This window comes from Saccharomonospora saliphila YIM 90502 (assembly GCF_000383795.1).
Taxonomy (GTDB): Bacteria; Actinomycetota; Actinomycetes; order Mycobacteriales; family Pseudonocardiaceae; genus Saccharomonospora; species Saccharomonospora saliphila.
In genome coordinates this window covers 10,676-27,738 of record NZ_KB912676.1, presented here as the reverse complement: position 1 = coordinate 27,738, position 17,063 = coordinate 10,676, and the positions used below count along the sequence as shown (strand labels likewise).

12 protein-coding genes are annotated in these 17,063 nt (G+C 70.6%); all 12 read left to right on the top strand.

From position 1 onward, the window contains the following. Positions 1–93: 93 nt before the first annotated feature. The 12 genes from SACSA_RS22680 to SACSA_RS0112230 all read left to right on the top strand — a co-directional run bounded on the left by SACSA_RS22680 (position 94) and on the right by SACSA_RS0112230 (position 16,959). On the top strand, positions 94–801 hold the full coding sequence (locus SACSA_RS22680) for a sugar phosphate isomerase/epimerase family protein (RefSeq protein ID WP_408640276.1): 708 nt from the start codon (positions 94–96) through the stop codon (positions 799–801). A 62-nt stretch (positions 802–863) separates the two neighbouring features. After that, a complete protein-coding gene (locus SACSA_RS0112280; protein ID WP_019816232.1) occupies positions 864–1,865 on the top strand; it encodes a threonine ammonia-lyase in 1,002 nt (333 codons plus the stop codon). Positions 1,866–2,000: 135 nt separating this feature from the next. Continuing rightward, positions 2,001–2,408 carry a nitroreductase family deazaflavin-dependent oxidoreductase gene (locus tag SACSA_RS0112275; RefSeq protein ID WP_019816231.1) on the top strand — a complete coding sequence of 136 codons (408 nt, stop codon included), beginning with the start codon at positions 2,001–2,003 and terminating at the stop codon, positions 2,406–2,408. 107 nt (positions 2,409–2,515) lie between these two features. Then, positions 2,516–3,166 (top strand): lysophospholipid acyltransferase family protein, encoded by a 651-nt coding sequence (locus SACSA_RS0112270; RefSeq protein WP_019816230.1) that lies wholly within the window; start codon positions 2,516–2,518, stop codon positions 3,164–3,166. 8 nt (positions 3,167–3,174) lie between these two features. Further along, on the top strand, positions 3,175–4,575 hold the full coding sequence (lpdA, locus tag SACSA_RS0112265; protein ID WP_019816229.1) for a dihydrolipoyl dehydrogenase: 1,401 nt from the start codon (positions 3,175–3,177) through the stop codon (positions 4,573–4,575). A gap of 608 nt (positions 4,576–5,183) precedes the next feature. Beyond that, a complete protein-coding gene (locus SACSA_RS0112260) occupies positions 5,184–6,674 on the top strand; it encodes an ArnT family glycosyltransferase (protein WP_019816228.1) in 1,491 nt (496 codons plus the stop codon). A gap of 172 nt (positions 6,675–6,846) precedes the next feature. Further along, a complete protein-coding gene (locus SACSA_RS0112255) occupies positions 6,847–8,334 on the top strand; it encodes a sugar ABC transporter ATP-binding protein (protein ID WP_048876728.1) in 1,488 nt (495 codons plus the stop codon). Then, positions 8,331–9,404 carry an ABC transporter permease gene (locus SACSA_RS0112250; RefSeq protein ID WP_019816226.1) on the top strand — a complete coding sequence of 358 codons (1,074 nt, stop codon included), beginning with the start codon at positions 8,331–8,333 and terminating at the stop codon, positions 9,402–9,404. Before SACSA_RS0112255 ends, SACSA_RS0112250 begins: the two co-directional genes overlap by 4 nt. After that, positions 9,401–10,459 carry a substrate-binding domain-containing protein gene (locus tag SACSA_RS0112245; RefSeq protein WP_019816225.1) on the top strand — a complete coding sequence of 353 codons (1,059 nt, stop codon included), beginning with the start codon at positions 9,401–9,403 and terminating at the stop codon, positions 10,457–10,459. The genes SACSA_RS0112250 and SACSA_RS0112245 overlap by 4 nt, the downstream gene beginning before the upstream one ends. Positions 10,460–10,509: 50 nt before the next feature. Beyond that, positions 10,510–11,616, top strand: a complete 1,107-nt coding sequence (locus SACSA_RS0112240) for a Gfo/Idh/MocA family protein (RefSeq protein WP_019816223.1) — start codon at positions 10,510–10,512, stop codon at positions 11,614–11,616. Between the two features lie 144 nt (positions 11,617–11,760). Continuing rightward, complete coding sequence (locus tag SACSA_RS0112235; RefSeq protein WP_019816221.1) at positions 11,761–15,591, top strand: ThuA domain-containing protein; 3,831 nt, start codon at positions 11,761–11,763, stop codon at positions 15,589–15,591. A 219-nt stretch (positions 15,592–15,810) separates the two neighbouring features. Continuing rightward, positions 15,811–16,959, top strand: coding sequence for an inositol-3-phosphate synthase (locus tag SACSA_RS0112230; protein ID WP_028661816.1), 1,149 nt, complete (start codon positions 15,811–15,813; stop codon positions 16,957–16,959). Positions 16,960–17,063: the final 104 nt, after the last annotated feature.

The window sequence follows — 17,063 nt, the reverse complement described above, 5'->3', positions numbered from 1 at the left end:
GGCGCCGCGGGCGCTGCCTCCGCCGCGACGCCCGCGACGACCGGGGGACCGCCCCGCGTTCCCCCGGGGCATCTGGGCATCCAGCTCTACACGGTGCGCTCGCTGATGCCGTCGGCGCCGCAGGCCACACTGGACCGGCTCGCCGAGATCGGCTATGCGACGGTCGGGGTCAGCGGTCTCTACGGCCACAGCCCCGAACGGTTCCGGGCGATGCTCGACCGGGCCGGACTGCGGGCGGTGCTGACCCACTCGTCGCTGGAGGCGATGCGCGGCGACTGGCGGGCCGAGCTGGACACGGCGCATGTCCTCGGCGTGGAGTCGATCGTCGTGCCGTGGCTGCCGGAGTCACTCGTCACCGCCGACGGGTACCGGCGGCTGGCGGACGAGTTCTCCGAGGCGGGCCGGGCAGCGCGGGAGTCCGGGTTGCGGTTCCTCTACCACAACCACGACTTCGACTTCCGCACGGTCGACGGGCAGGTGCTCTACGACCTTCTGCTCGAACGGACCGATCCGCGTGAGGTCAACTTCGAGCTCGACCTGTACTGGGCGGTGCACGCCGGGTACGACCCGGTGGACTACTTCGTGCGCTATCCCGGGCGGTTCCCGGTCCTGCACGTCAAGGACCGGGCGCCGGACGGGTCGTTCGCCGATGTCGGTTCCGGCACGATCGACTTCCGGCGTATCTTCCGGCGCCGGAAGCTCGCGGGCGTGCGGGAGTACGTCGTCGAGCACGACCAGCCCGCCGACCCGCTGGCCAGCGCCGAGCGCAGCCACGACTACCTGCGGGCGCTGCGGTTCTGATCCGCACACCGCCCAGTGGGCGGCCCGGGTCCACCCGGCCGGGACAGTGCATACTCGGCCGGGTGGACCTGGTGACTCTCGACGACATCCGTGCCGCCGCGGACCGCGTGCGGGGGGTGGCCGTGCGCACCCCGTTGCTGCCGTGCCCGTGGGCAGGCCCCGGGCGCCTGTGGCTCAAGCCCGAGAATTTGCAGCCGGTGGGCGCGTTCAAGATCCGGGGCGCGCGCAACGCCGTCGCCCGGCTCGACGACGGGCAACGGCGGCGCGGGGTGGTGGCCTATTCCAGCGGCAACCACGCCCAGGCCGTCGCGTACGCGGCGGCCGAGGCCGGTGTCGACGCGCACATCGTCATGCCCGACACCGCACCACAGGTCAAGATCGACAACACTCGTGCCTTGGGCGCCGAGGTCGTGCTGGTGGACACGGCCGAGCGCGAGGCCGTCGCGCATCGGCTCGTCGCCGACCACGGGGCGGTGCTGATCCCGCCGTTCGACCACCCCGACGTCATCGCGGGGCAGGGCACCGCCGGACTGGAGATCGCCACCGATCTGCCCGACGTCGAGGTCGTGCTCGTGCCGGTCAGCGGTGGCGGGCTCGCCTCGGGGGTGGGCACGGCGGTGCGGGCGCTGTGTCCCCGGGCCCGTGTGGTCGGGGTGGAGCCGGAGCTGGCCGCCGACGCGCGGGAGAGCCTGCGCTCCGGCGCACTGGTGGACTGGCCCGTGGAGCAGCGGGCACGCACCGTGGCCGACGGACTGCGTGCCCAGCCCTCCGCACTCACCTTCGCGCACCTGAACGCCGTGCTCGACGACATCGTCACGGTGACGGAGGCGGAGATCCTCGCCGCGACGAGCCTGCTCGCCCGCAGGGCGAGGCTGGTCGCCGAACCGAGTGGCGCGGCCGCCACGGCCGCGTGGTTGTACCACTCGGACGAGCTCCCGCCCGGGCGCGTGGTCTCGGTGGTCTCGGGTGGCAACGTCGATCCCGCCGTGCTCGCCGAGGCACTGCGCACCGACGCCGTGGGCCCGGTGCCGGGACCGGGTGACCCGCTTTCCGCCGGACGGTGACAGCGTGGGTTCCCCCGCGTGGAGGGCGGTGCCGGCGTCCTCAGTCCCCGCGTCGGGCGGTGCCGGCGTCCGTCCGGGCGCCCCGCACGGAATCCTGGGTAGGGTGGGGTTCGGCCGCGAGGGAGGTGGTGTCCGATGCTGTTCGGCGACGAGCACGTACGCCGGTACGAGGAGACCGACGGTGAGGTCGGCTACGACTGGCAGAACGGTGCGCCGGTGTTGATCCTGACCACGACGGGCAGGAAGACGGGGCAACCGCGCAAGTCCGCGTTGATCTTCCAGGAGGTGGACGGGGCCTACGTCGTGGTCGCGTCCAAGGGCGGCGCCGACGACCATCCGGCCTGGTACCTCAACCTGCGCGACAACCCCGAGGTCGCGGTGCAGGTCAAAGCGGACAGGTTCCCCGCGCGGGCACGCACGGCACGGGACGACGAGAAGGCGGCGTTGTGGCCGAGGATGACGAAGGTCTGGCCCTCCTACGACGACTACCAGCGCAAGACCGAGCGGGACATCCCCGTCGTCGTGCTCGAGCGCGTCGGCTGAGGCTCGCGCGGAGCCCGGCTTCCACGCGGGGACTGCGGGGCAGGCTCGGCGCCGTCCTGCGGTTCCCGCGGCGTGGCCGGGGCTTCTGGTTCGGCCTGGCGATCGACGTGATCGCCCCGCCCCTGGCGCTGGCCACCCGCTGGCGGATCGAGGGGCAGGAACACCTGCCCCGGCAGGGCGGGGTGCTGGTCGCGAGCAACCACGTCTCCTACGCCGACCCGATCGCGGTCACGTTGTTCGCTCTCGCGGGTGGCCGGGTGCCCCGGTTCTTCGCCAAGGCCGGGTTGTGGTCGGTTCCGGTGGTGCGTTCGGTGATGGCCTCGGGCAGGCACATCCAGGTGCACCGTGGGCGCGCGAGCGCACTCCGGGCCTATCGGGACGCGGTGCGGGCCGTCGGCGAGGGCGACTGCGTCGTGGTGTTCCCGGAGGGCACCTTCACCGACCGCGCGGACGGGTGGCCGATCGAGGGCAAGACCGGGCTCGCGCGCATGGCGCTGACCAGCGGCGTGCCCGTGGTCCCGCTCGCGTGCTGGGGCACGCGGGAGTTGCTTCCGGTCGAATCCCGGTTGCCTCGTGTCCTGCCGCGGCCCACCCTGCACCTGGTGGCCGGTCCGCCCGTCGACCTGAGCGACCTGGCTGGGGAGCGGCCCAGCGCGACCCAGCTCCGTGAGGCCACCGAGCGGATCATGGCGGCCATCACCGAGCTGCTCGCCGAGGTGCGCGGGTTGCGGCCCCCGGACGACGCGGCGCGGGCATAATCGCGGGTATGAGCGAACACTTCGACGTCGTGGTGCTGGGCGCGGGCCCGGGCGGCTACACCGCCGCCGTTCGCGCGGCCCAGCTCGGGCTCGACACCGCCGTCATCGAGGAGCGTTACTGGGGCGGTGTCTGCCTCAACGTCGGGTGTATCCCGTCGAAGGCGCTGCTGCGCAACGCCGAGCTGGCCCACCTGTTCACCAGTGAGGCGCGGACCTTCGGTATCCGCGTGGACGGCGAGGTCTCGTTCGACTACCTGGCCGCCTATCAGCGCAGCCGCAAGGCCGCCGACGGCCGGGTCAAGGGCGTCCACTACCTGATGAAGAAGAACGCGATCGCCCAGTTCACCGGGCGTGGCACGTTCCTCGATGACCACTCGATCGAGGTGCGGGGCGCCGACGGGGAGGTTGAGACCGTCACGTTCGACCAGTGCATCATCGCGACCGGGGCGTCGGCGAAGCTGCTGCCGGGGACATCGGTGAGCGAGCGTGTGGTCACCTACACCGAGCAGATCCTCTCCTCGGAACTGCCGGACAGCGTGGTGATCTGCGGCGCGGGCGCCATCGGCGTCGAGTTCGCCTACGTGCTGCGCAACTACGGCGTCGAGGTCACGATGGTCGAGTTCCTCGACCGCGTGGTTCCCGCCGAGGACGAGGAGGTCTCGGCCGAACTCGCGCGCCGGTACCGCAGGCTCGGCATCGAGGTGCTGACGTCCACGCGCGTCGACGAGATCGACGACAGCGGGGAGCGGGTGCGGGTCACCGTCTCCGCCGATGGGCAGCAGCGGGTGCTGGAGGCGGACACGGTGCTCCAGGCGATCGGCTTCCAGCCCACCGTCGAGGGATACGGGCTGGACAAGACCGGGGTGGCGCTCACCGAGCGGGGCGCGATCGACGTGGACGGGCGGTGCCGCACGAGCGTGCCGCACATCTTCGCCATCGGTGATGTGACCGCCAAGCTGATGCTCGCGCACGCCGCCGAGGCGATGGGGATGGTGGCGGCCGAGACCATCGGCGGGGCGGAGACCATGGAGCTGGACTACAGCATGATCCCGCGGGCGACCTACTGCCAGCCGCAGATCGCCAGCTTCGGTCTCACCGAGCAGCAGGCCCGCGCCGAGGGACACGACGTCCGGGTGTCGAAGTTCCCGTTCAGCGCCAACGGGAAGGCGCACGGGCTGGCCGACACCGTGGGTTTCGTCAAGCTGATCAGCGACGCGGCCTACGGCGAGCTGCTCGGCGGGCACCTGATCGGTCCGGAGGTGACGGAGCTGTTGCCCGAACTCACCCTGGCCCAGCGATGGGACCTCACCGTGCACGAGGTGGCCCGCAACGTCCACGCCCACCCCACACTCGGCGAAGCCGTCAAGGAAGCCGTCCACGACCTGGCCGGCCACATGATCAACATGTGACCCCACCTACCCGCTCGCTCGCGAGTTGCCCCTCCCGGCTCGCGAGTTGCCCCTTCCCGCCCGCGAGTTGCCTTTTCCTGCTATCGAGTTGTCCCTTCTCGTCCGAGGGTTGCCTCTTCCCGTCCGTGAAATCTCCTCTGGGGTTGTGACGAGTGGCCCCGGTGACGTGCGAGTCTCGGTGGTCGCGCGCGGATCGCCGAGTGGCACCGGGAGTCTCGCTGTGGCAACGGAGCTGGTCGTGACACCGAGAGTCCCGTGGGGAGCGTCATGGTCAACAGGACGCCGGGGCGACGGCGCGCGAGGCAACGACCCTTCGGCGTCCGCGATTTCCCGGTGGAGCCAGATCGAAGGTGGGTGCGGTGCGGACGGTGGCGAATCGACTGCGCACGAGGCTGATCGCGACCGCACAGGCACAACCCACCCGCGCGAGGGCAACTCGTGGGCAGGAGCGGGCAAGTCGCGGACCGGAGGGGGCAACTCGTGGGCAGGAGCGGGCAACTCGCGGACCGGAGGGGGCAACTCGTGAGCAGGAAGGGGCAACTCGCGGACCGGGAGGGGCAACTCGCGGGTGGGGAGGGGGGATTCGCGAGGATATAGGGTGCTCGGGTATGGCCGTCCCGCAGTTCGCCCGGCTCCCGGTGCTCGTCGTCGCGGGTGTGGCGATGGCGGTGTTGCTGGCCTTCAGCGGGCGGTACGGCTACCACGGCGACGAGCTGTACTTCCTTGCCGCAGGGCGGCACCTGGACTGGGGGTATGCCGACCAGCCTCCGCTCCTGCCGCTGCTGGCCCGCCTGATGGACACGCTCTTTCCCGGATCGGTCGTGGGCCTGCGGCTGCCCGCGGTGGTGTTCACCGGCCTCGGCATCGTGATCGCGGCGCTGACCGCCCGGGAGTTCGGCGGTGAGCGCCGCGCGCAGGTCATGGCGGCGGGCGCGTACGCGTGCTCACCCTTCCTGCTGGCGGGTGCGGGACACATTCTGGCCACCCACATGGTCGACGTCTTCCTCTGGACGGTGATCGCGTGGCTGGTCGTGCGCTGGGTCCGCCTCCGCGACGACCGGTTGCTGTTCGCGGCGGGACTGGTCACCGCGGTGGATCTTCAGGTGAAGTTCCTCATCCCGGTCTTCTGGGTCGTGCTGGTGCTCGCCGCCCTCGCGGTGGGTCCGCGTGACCTGCCGCGCAGGCCGTTGCTGTGGGCGGGCGGCGCGGTGGCCGTGCTGACCTGCGTGCCGACACTGGTGTGGCAGGCCACGCACGGCTGGCCCCAGCTCGAGATGAACCGGATCGTCGCCGACGAGGTCTCCTACGCGGGAGGCAGGCTCACGTTCCTGCCGATGGCGCTCGAACAGGCGGGCATCGGGGTCGGCGCCGTGCTCGTGGTGCTGGGCGTCTGGTGGCTGTCGCGCCGCGACGAGCTGCGGCCGTACCGCTTCCTCGGGCTGACGGTGCTCGGGGTCACGGCCGTGTTCTGGGCGACGGCGGGGCGTCCGTACTACGTCGGCGGCCTGTTCGCGCTCTGCTTCGCCGTGGCGGCGGTGCGGCTCGACACGGTGCTCACCGAGCGCTGGCGGCCCGCACGGTGGAAGCCGGTGGTGGCCGTGGCCTACGCCGTGTCGGCGCTGGTGGCGATCAGCTGGCTGCCGATCAAACCGATCTCGGCCTACGCCGGTGAGCCGTACAGCCCGATGAACATGGAGCTGGAGGAGTTCGGCTGGCCCCAGGTGGCCGACAGCGTCGCGCGGGCGTATCACGAGTTGCCCGACGGACTCCGCGCCGACGTCACGATCGTCACCGAAACGTACTGGCAGGCCTCGGCCGTCGAGCACTTCCGCCCGGACCTGCCGAGGCCGTACAGCGGGGGACGCGGCTTCTACTACTTCGGCGTCCCGCCGTCCTCGTCCCGGGCGACGCTGTTCGTGGGCGCCTCCCGGGACGAGCTGGCGCCCCACTTCGGTGCGATCCGCCGCGTGGGTGTGATCGACAACGGCCGTGAGGTCAACAACGGCAATCAGGGCGAGCCCATCTGGCTGTGCGTCGAGCGCTCGCGGCCGTGGGACGAGTTGTGGCCGGAGTTCCGCCACATGACATTCACCTGGTGACGTCCTTCTCGTCCGCCACCCGTGTGACGTAGATGTTGACTGGTTGAAAACTCCTTCTTGACGCGTGGGCTCGACCACCCTACTTTTGCATGCCAGAGAAGAAAGTGGGGCTGATGTGGATTTAAGTCTGCACGCGGCGAACGCGGATGTGAGCGAGGCGCCCCTGCTCGCGATGCGCGGCATCGTGAAGCTGTTCCCCGGAGTCCGCGCGCTCGACGGCGTGGACCTCGACGTGGACGCGGGCGAGGTGCACTGCCTGCTGGGACAGAACGGCGCGGGCAAGTCCACGCTGATCAAGACACTCGCGGGCGCCCACCAGCCGGACGGGGGCCAGATCACCTGGCGGGGCGAGACTGTCACGCTCAGCTCGCCGGTCGCGGCGCTGCGGCGCGGGATCGCCACGATGTACCAGGAACTCGACCTCGTGCCGGGGCTGTCGGTGACGGAGAACATCTTCCTCGGTCACGAGCGGGCCCGGTACGGGTTCCTGCGGCGCGGGCAGGCACGGTCGGAGGCCGCCGCGCTGCTGGACCGGCTCGGCCACGCCGAGATCAGCCCGGACGCCGAGGTCGGCACGCTCTCCGCCGCCGGACAGCAGCTGGTGTCGATGGCGCGGGCGCTCGCCCACGACGCCAAGCTGATCGTGGCCGACGAGCCCACCGCCGCGCTGGCCGCCGACGAGGTGGACAACCTCTTCCGCATCATCGGCGACCTGACCGGCCAGGGTGTGGCCGTGGTCTACATCTCCCACCGGCTCGAGGAGATCCGGCGCATCGGAGACCGCGTCACGGTCATCAAGGACGGGCGCACGGTCGCGCAAAACCTCGACGCCGACGCGCACTCCACCTCCGAGCTGGTCGACCTGATGGCGGGCCGCGCGGTGCAGACCGCGTACCGCGATGCCGACCGCGACCGCGTCGACCCCGGCGACGTGCTGCTCGACGTGGACGGTCTGAGCAGGCGCGGCGAGTTCAGCGACGTGTCGTTCACCGTCCGGGCCGGGGAGATCGTCGGGCTCGCGGGGCTGGTCGGCTCCGGCCGCAGCGAGATCATGGAGACCGTTTTCGGCGCGCGCAAGCCCGATGGGGGCACGGTGTCCGTGGCGGGCGAACGCCTGCGTCCGGGCAGCGTCGCCGCCGCGGTCGAGGCCGGAGTCGGTCTCGCGCCCGAGGAGCGCAAGAGCCAGGCACTGCTGCTGGACATGTCCGTGACGCACAACGTGACGTTGGCCAGCCTGCCCGGCTACAGCACGCTCGGCTTCGCCGACCGCGGCCGGGAGAGCGCCGACGCGCGAGCCACCCTGGAACGGCTGGACCTGCGTCCGGCGGACCCGCAGCGCCTGACGAGGACGCTGTCCGGTGGCAACCAGCAGAAGGTCGTGGTGGCGCGCTGGCTCGTGCACGGGTGCCGCGTGCTGTTGCTGGACGAACCCACCCGGGGTGTCGACGTGGGCGCCCGCGCGGAGCTGTACCGGCTGATCCACGAGCTCGCCGCGAGCGGTGTGGCGGTCGTGGTGGTGTCGAGCGAGATCCCCGAGGTGCTCGGGCTCGCCGACCGCGTGCTCGTACTGCGCGAGGGCACCGTCCTCGCGCAGCGGCCCGCCGGAGAACTGACCGAAGGAGACGTGCTCGACATGGTGATGGAAGGGAGCGCGGCGTGACCGAGACCCTCGACCGGCCGCCGGTGACGAACAGCGGCACGGGCGGGCGACGTCGATCGCTGCCTGTGGACGTGCGGCTCGTGGGCCTCGCGGGCGTGCTGGTGCTGCTGTGCCTGGTCGGGTACGTGACCAATCCCGACACGTTCTTGACCGAGGCGAACCTGTCCACGATGCTCCGGCTGGCCGCGGGCATCGGCGTGGTCGCCGTCGGCATGACGTTCGTGATCATCGCGGGGGGCATCGACCTGTCGGTCGGCTCGATCGTGGCGTTGTCGAGCGTGTGGATGACGACCGTGGCCACGCAGTCCTACGGGCCCGTGGTGATGGTGGTCTGCGCGCTGCTGGTGGGCCTGGTCACCGGCCTGATCAACGGCCTGCTCATCTCCTACGGCAAGGTCGTGCCGTTCATCATGACGCTGGCGATGATGGCCTCGGCGCGCGGCCTCGCCGAGCGCATCAGTGGCCGGCAGACGCAGGTCGTCACCGAGACGGGGTTCACCGACTTCTTCCTCGCGTCGCTGCTCGGGATTCCGGTGCTGGTGTGGATGCTGGCGGGAGTGTTCGTCGTCGGCTGGATCGTGCTCAACCGCACCACCTTCGGCAGGCGCACCTTCGCCATCGGCGGTAACGCCGAGGCGGCGCGGCTGTCGGGCATCAACGTCAAGTGGCACACCGCGCTGGTGTACGGCATCAGCGGCCTGTGCTGCGGCATCGCGGCGATCATCATCGTGGCGCGCACCACCTCCGGCGCCTCGACCAACGGCTTGTTGTGGGAGCTGGACGCGATCGCCGCGGTGGTCATCGGCGGCACGCTGCTCTCCGGCGGGCGCGGCAGCCTGATCGGGACGCTGATCGGCGTGCTGATCTTCACCGTGCTCAACAGCGTGTTCACCCAGAACAACCTGGAAACCGACATCCAGAGCATCGCCAAGGGCGCGATCATCGTCGCCGCCGTGCTGCTGCAACAGACGACGATCGGGCGCAAGGGCAAGGCCAGCTCACCACCGCCGGACAAGCCCCAGGGCGACTCCGGTGACCCGGCACCACAACCCACTGGGAGCAAGTCATGATCCGAAACAACCTGGCCAGGCGCGGCTTCCTGCTGTCCGCGGCCGGCGTCGGCGCGGGCGCGGTCCTCGCCGGATGCACCTCGAACGAGAAGGACAGCGGGGATTCGGGGCAGGCGCAGGCGGCCAACCAGGGCGCCAACGCCGAACCGGGCCAGCCGGTGACCATCGGGTTCTCCGCGCCCGCCGCCGACCACGGGTGGATGGCCGCCATGACCATCAACGCCCGGGACATGGCGGAGCAGTACTCCGACGTCACACTGGAGGCCACCGAGGGCACCAACGACGTCAACCAGCAGATCGCCCAGGTCGAGTCGCTGATCAACAGTGGCGTCGACGTGCTGGTGATCCTGCCGTTCGACGGCAAGGCGCTCACCTCGGTCGGCCAGAAGGCCATGGACGCGGGCATTCCGGTCATCAACGTCGACCGGGTCTTCGACACCCCGCTGGCCTACCGAACCTGGATCGGCGGCGACAACTACCGCATGGGGGTCAACGCGGGCAACTACATCGCCGAGCGGCTCAAGAGCGAGAACGTCAGCGACCCCGTCATCGGTGAGGTGGCCGGGATCGACTCGCTGCCGCTGACCCAGGAACGCAGCAAGGGGTTCAGCGACGCGCTCAAGACACACGGGTTCCAGGTCGGTCCCCGCGTGGCCGCCGAGTTCAGCCCCCAGTCCGGTGAGCGGGAGACCGCGAACCTGCTCCAGGGCGCGCAGCGGCTGGACGCGCTGTGGAACCACGACGACGACCAGGGCATCGGCGTGGTCGCCGCGATCGAGGCCTCCGGCCGTGGTGACGAGTTCTTTCTTGTCGGTGGCGCGGGTTCCCGCAACATGATGGAGCTCATCAAGCAAGATTCGGGGCCGGTCAAGGCGACCGTGCTCTACAGCCCGTCGATGGCCTCGTCGGCCATTTCGATGGCCCGCCTGCTGGGCCAGAACAAGGGCCTTTCCGACCTCGCCGAACACGAGATCCCCTCGGAGATCACGACGTACTCGGCGGTCGTGACGAAGGACAATGTGGATTCCTACCTCGACGTTGGGTTCGACTCGTGACACAAGACTCTTCGACGCGATCAGCGGAGACGCCCGCGCTGGGCGTGGCCATGGTGGGGCACTCGTTCATGGGAGCGGTGCACTCGCAGGCCTGGCGCAGTGTGTCCCGGTTCTTCGACCTGCCCCGCGCACCCCGCATGGTGGCCCTCGGTGGACGGGACGCACAGCGGACCGCCCAGGCCGCGGAGCGGATGGGATGGGAGTCGGTCGAGACGGACTGGCGCGCCCTGCTGCGACGGGACGACGTCGACCTGGTCGACATCTGCACGCCCGGCGACACCCACGCCGAGATCGCCGTGGCCGCGCTCGAGGCGGGCAAGCACGTGCTGTGTGAGAAGCCGCTGGCCAACACCGTCGCCGAGGCCGAGCGCATGGTCTCGGCGGCCGAGGCGGCCGAGCGGCGTGGCGTGTTCTCGATGGTGGCGTTCAACTACCGGCGGGTGCCCGCGCTCGCGCTCGCGCGGCGCATGGTCGCCGAGGGCCGGATCGGCGACGTGCGGCACGTGCGCGCGATGTATCTGCAGGACTGGCTCTCCGACGCGGAGTCGCCGATGTCGTGGCGGCTGCGCAAGGAGCAGGCGGGGTCCGGTGCGCTCGGGGACATCGGCGCCCACATCGTCGACGCCGCCCAGTTCGTCACCGGGCAGCATGTGACCGGCGTGTCCGCGCTGACCGAGACGTTCGTGCGGAAGCGGCCCGGTGAGCAGGGGCCCGAGGACGTGACCGTCGACGACTGCGCGGTCTTCACCGCCCGATTCTCCTCCGGCGCCGTGGGCAGTTTTGAGGCCACCCGCTACGCGCTGGGACGCAAGAACGCGATGCGGCTCGAGGTCAACGGGTCGCGCGGCAGCATCGCCTTCGACTTCGAGTCGATGAACGAGCTGTGGTTCTACGACGGCGACGAGGACCCGGACACGGCCGGGTTCCGGCGCGTCGTGGTCACCGAGCCGACGCATCCCTATCTGGGGGCGTGGTGGCCGCCCGGGCACCTGCTCGGCTACGAACACACCTTCACCCACGAACTGGCCGATCTGGTCACCGCGATCGGAGAGGGCAGGCCGCCGGAGCCGAGCTTCGCCGACGGCCTGCGGGTGCAGCGGGTGCTGCGGGCGGTGGAGGACAGCGCCGCCGCCGACTCGGTGGCGACGCGGATCTGAGGCAACCGACGACGAGACGCGGTCGACCCGTGCGGGCAGGGGCGCGGCCCGCACGGGCGGCGGCACGGGGGAGGGCGCGGACACACACCAGGCGAAACGCAGGGTTTCAACCGGGTTCGGCAGGCTGAACAGGAGTAGGTACCAATGCAACGACGCAGCAGTACCAACAGACCCGCCGCCGCGCGCCGCGGGTGGCGGTTCGGGGCGGCGGCGCTCGCCCTGTGCACCGGGCTGGGCACCTCCAGTGCGGCGTTCGCCGCCCAGGCGGGGGCACAGCAGGAACAGGACGCGGGCGCGACGGCCGAGGCCAGCGTGCTCGTTTTCTCCAAGACGGCGGGGTACCGGCACGGCTCGATTCCCACGGGCATCGCGGCGATCGAGAAGCTCGGCGCCGAACACGGATTCTCCGTGGACGCCACCGAGGACGCGGGCGCCTTCACCGACGACAATCTCGCCGGTTACGACGCCGTGGTGTGGCTGTCGACCACGGGGGACGTGCTCGACGAGAACCAGGAGGCCGCCTTCGAACGCTATGTGGCCGACGGTGGTGGCTACGCCGGGGTGCACGCCGCCTCGGACACCGAGTACGACTGGCCGTGGTACGGCGAGCTGGTGGGCGCCTACTTCGACTCCCACCCGCACATCCAGGAAGCCACCGTCCACGTCGAGGACCGGCAGCATCCGTCCACAGCGGACCTGCCGTACGAGTGGAACCGCACCGACGAGTGGTACAACTACCAGGACAACCCGCGCGGGGACGTGCACGTGCTCGCCTCGCTCGACGAGAGCAGCTACGACGCCGGGTCCGGCGCGATGGGTGACGACCACCCGATCGCCTGGTGCCACGAGAACAAGGGCGGCCGGGCCTGGTACACCGGCGGCGGGCACACCGACGAGTCGTTCAGCGAGCCCGAGTTCCTTTCCCACCTCGCGGGCGGCATCCGCTACGCGGCGGGCCTGGCCGACGGCGACTGCTCCACCACGCAGGACCCGGGCGAGGGCACGCCGGAGGACGCCGACTTCGATCAGATCACGCTGGCCGAGGGCGAGGCGTCCACGGGTGAGCCAATGGCGTTGTCGGTGCTGCCGGACCGCAGCGTGCTGCACACCTCCCGCGACGGCCGGGTCTTTCTGACCACTCCGGAGGGCTCCACGTCGCTCGCGGGGGAGCTCGACGTCTACAACCACGACGAGGACGGCTTGCAGGGTGTGGCCGTCGACCCGGACTTCGAGCAGAACCGGTGGGTGTACCTGTACTACGCGCCCCCGCTCGACACGCCTTCCGGTGACGCGCCGGAGACGGGCACGGCGGAGGACTTCGCGCCGTTCGAGGGCCACAACCAGCTCTCCCGGTTCCGGCTGAGCGAGCAGGGCACGCTCGACCTCGACAGTGAGCAGCAGATCCTGCGGGTCGCGGCCGACCGGGGAATCTGCTGCCACGCGGGCGGGGAGATCGACTTCGACGCCGACGGCAACCTCCTGCTGTCCACCGGTGACGACACCAACCCGTTCGCCTCCGACGGCTACACGCCGATCGACGAGCGCGACGAGCGCAACCCCGCGTTCGACGCCCAGCGCAGCTCGGCCAACACCAACGACCTGCGCGGCAAGCTGCTGCGGATCACCGTCACCGAGGACGGCGGTTACACCATCCCCGAGGGCAACCTGTTCGAGCCGGGCACCGAGAACACCCGCCCGGAGATCTACGCGATGGGCTTTCGCAACCCGTTCCGGTTCGCCGTCGACCCCGAGACCGGCTGGATCCACCTCGGTGACTACGGGCCCGACGCCGGCTCCGCCGACCCCGAGCGCGGTCCCGGAGGCATGGTCGAGTTCAACCTGATCACCGGGCCGGGCAACTACGGCTGGCCGTACTGCGTGGGTGACAACGTGGCCTACCACGACTACGACTTCGCCTCCGGCACCTCCGGTGCGGAGTTCGACTGCGCGGCGCCGAGGAACGAGAGCCCGCACAACACCGGTCTGGTCGAGCTGCCGCCGGCACAGCCCGCGTGGATTCCCTACGACGGCGGGTCGGTTCCCGAATTCGGCACCGGCGGCGAGTCGCCGATGGGCGGACCGGTCTACAACTTCGACCCGGAGCTGGACTCGACCACCAAGTTCCCCGAGTTCTACGACGGCAAGAACTTCGCCTACGAGTGGGACCGGGGCTGGATCAAGACCATCGAGGTCGGCGAGAACGGAGAGCGGGGCGCGATCGAGCCGTTCTTCTCCTCGATGAAGCTGACCCGGCCGATGAACATCGAGTTCGGGCCGGACGGGTCGCTGTACGTGCTCGACTACGGCAGCGGCTACTTCGGCGGCGCACCGGACTCGGCGGTCTACCGGATCGACTACACCAAGGGCAACCGCACTCCCGAGGTGGCGCTGTCGGCCGAGACGACCTCCGGTCCCGCACCGTTGGAGGTGTCGTTCGACCCGTCCGGCACGACCGATCCCGACGGCGGGCAGTTGTCCTACGCCTGGGACTTCGACGGTGACGGCGAGACCGACTCGACCGAGGCGGGTGCGGTCACCCACACCTACTCGGACCCGGGCCAGTACAGCGCGAAGCTGTCGGTCACCGACGACACGGGCCTCACCGGTTCGGCGAGCGTGGTCGTCACGGTGGGCAACACCGCGCCGTCGGTGACGCTGGAGACACCCGCCGACGGCGGCGTCTTCGGCTTCGGCGACGAGGTGCCCTTCCGCGTCTCCGTCACCGACCCGGAGGACGGCGAGATCGACTGCTCGCGCGTCACGGTCGAGTACATCCTCGGCCACGACAACCACGGGCACCCGCTGTCCCGGGCGACCGGGTGTGAGGGCGTGATCGAGACCCCGGCCGACGAGGGGCACGGGCTCGACGCCGACATCTTCGGTGTGATCAACGCGAGCTACACCGACACCGGTGCGGGCGACGTTCCCGCGCTGAGCGGCGAGGACGAGGTCGTTCTGCAACCGAAGATCAAGCAGGCCGAGTTCTTCGCCGAGCAGAACGGGATCGAGGTGGTCGCCGCCGACGGTGCCCGGGGCGGCCAGCGCGTCGGCTACATCGACGACGGTGACTGGATCTCGATCGACCCGGCCAACCTGACCGGCGTCGACGCCATCGGCTACCGCGTGTCCTCCGGCGGGGAGGGCGGCACGATCGAGGTGCGGTCCGGCGCCGTGGACGGTCCGCTCGTGCACTCCGTCGAGGTCGCCAACACCGGCGGGTTCGACAACTACGCCGACATCGATCCCGTACCGGTCACCGACCCGGGTGGCACCGCACCGCTGTACCTGGTCTTCCGAGGTGAGGGCAGTGGCGGCCTGTTCGACGTGGACGAGCTGCGCTTCACCGGCGGCGGCGTCGCCGACCCGGGCACGCCGCCCGCGGAGTGCGAGCCCGCCACGCCGGAGGAGGGCTACCGGATGCTCTTCGACGGCACCGAGGGCAGCCTCGACGGCTGGCGGCAGTCGGGTCCAGGGTCGTTCGAGCTGACCGGCGACTGCGCCATCCGCTCGACCGGTGGCATGGGCCTGTTCTGGTTCGATGAGCAGTTCAGCGCCTACAGCCTCAAGCTCGACTGGAAGATGGCAGGGGACGACAATTCGGGCGTGTTCGTCGGCTTCCCCGACCCGGGCGACGACCCGTGGGTGGCGGTCAACGAGGGCTACGAGGTCCAGATCGACGCCACCGACGCGCCGGAGAAGACCACGGGAGCCATCTACGACTTCCAGTCGGCCGACCTCGAGGCCCGGGACGAGGCCCTCAACCCGCCGGGGGAGTGGAACTCGTACGAGATCGTGGTGCGTGGCCAGCGGATTCAGGTCTTCTTGAACGGGACCAAGGTCAACGACTTCGTCAGCAAGGACCCGGACCGCGACCTCACGCGGGGCCACATCGGCCTGCAGAACCACGGGGACGTCGACGACGTGTCGTTCCGGAACGTCCAGATCAAGGAGTTGAACAACGCCGCTCGGCGGTAGGGGCACTCTTCCTCCGGCGGTGGGCGAGCACGGGTGACACCGGAGCGTCCGGAAGGGCCGGGTGGGGCCGCGCGCGGCGGCACCACCCGGCGACCTCCCGGCACGCGCGTCGATCCTCCACAGGACGGCCGTCGTTGTCGTGAGAGGGTCGGCCCCGGTGGCACGGGCGTGGCGCGTGCCGTCACGCGACAAGTACACAGGAACTGAGGTTGGTGCATCATGGCGCCCACAGGATTGTGGTTGATCGGTGCGCGGGGTTCGGTCGCCACCACGGCGATCGCGGGGCTGCTCGCCTTGCGGTCCGGCGTGGTCCGGCCCGTCGGTTGCGTCAGCGCGCAGCCGGCGTTCGAGCGTGCCCCGCTGCCGGACTGGGACGAGATCCGCGTCGGCGGGCACGATGTCGTCGACACACCGCTGGAGAAGCGGGCGGAGCAGCTCACCGAGTCCGGGCTGATCCCGTACCGGGTGTTCGACACCGTCCGCGACCGTCTCTCCGAAGTGGACTCCGAAGTCCGGCCGGGCTACCACCCGGCCACGCATTCGGGGAGCCAGGCCGACGCGGCCCGCGCGGTGTCCGAGGACATCAATGCCTTCGCGCGGCGGCACGGGCTCGAACGCGTGGTGGTGCTCAACGTCTCCTCGACCGAGCCGGTGTTCCCGTCGTTGGCCGAGCACGAGGGGCTCGCCGCGCTGGAGGCGGCGATGGCGGTGCCGGGGCGAACCGTGCTGCCGCCGAGTTCGGTGTCGGCGTACGCGGCGCTGCGTGCCGGAGCCGCCTACGTCGACTTCACCCCGTCACCGGGCATCCGGCTTCCCGCGCTGGAGGAACTGGCCTCACGGCAGGCCGTGCCGTACGCGGGCTCCGACGGCAAGACGGGGGAGACACTGGTGCGCAGCACGCTCGCCCCGCTGTTCTCCTCACGATCGCTGGCCGTGCGGTCGTGGGCGGGCACCAACCTGCTCGGTGGCGGCGACGGGCTGACCCTCGCCGACGCCGAACACGCGGGCAGCAAGCTCGCCTCCAAGGGGCGCGGACTCTCGACCCTGCTGGGCACGGAGGTCACCGCGCCGCTGCACATCGACAACGTGCCGGATCTCGGCGAGCAGAAGATCGCCTGGGACCACGTGTCGTTCGAGGGCTTCCTGGGCGTGCGGATGAGCATGCAATTCACGTGGAGCGGCTACGACTCGTCGCTGGCGGCCCCGCTGGTGCTCGACCTCACACGATTCACGGCCGCCGCCCACGCGGCGGGACGGTCGGGCCCGCTCGCGCCGTTGGCGTTCTTCTTCAAGGACCCGATGGGCACCGACGAGCACCGCCTCGCCCAGCAGTTCGACATGCTCACGACATGGGCGGAGTCCCTGTGACCGCCCCGGGGGCCGCGCCGGTCGCGACGCCGCGGGACCTCTACGATCTGGTGCGCGGGCCCGCCGCGCTGACCGTGGTGGGCGATGCCGTGGCGGGCGCGGCG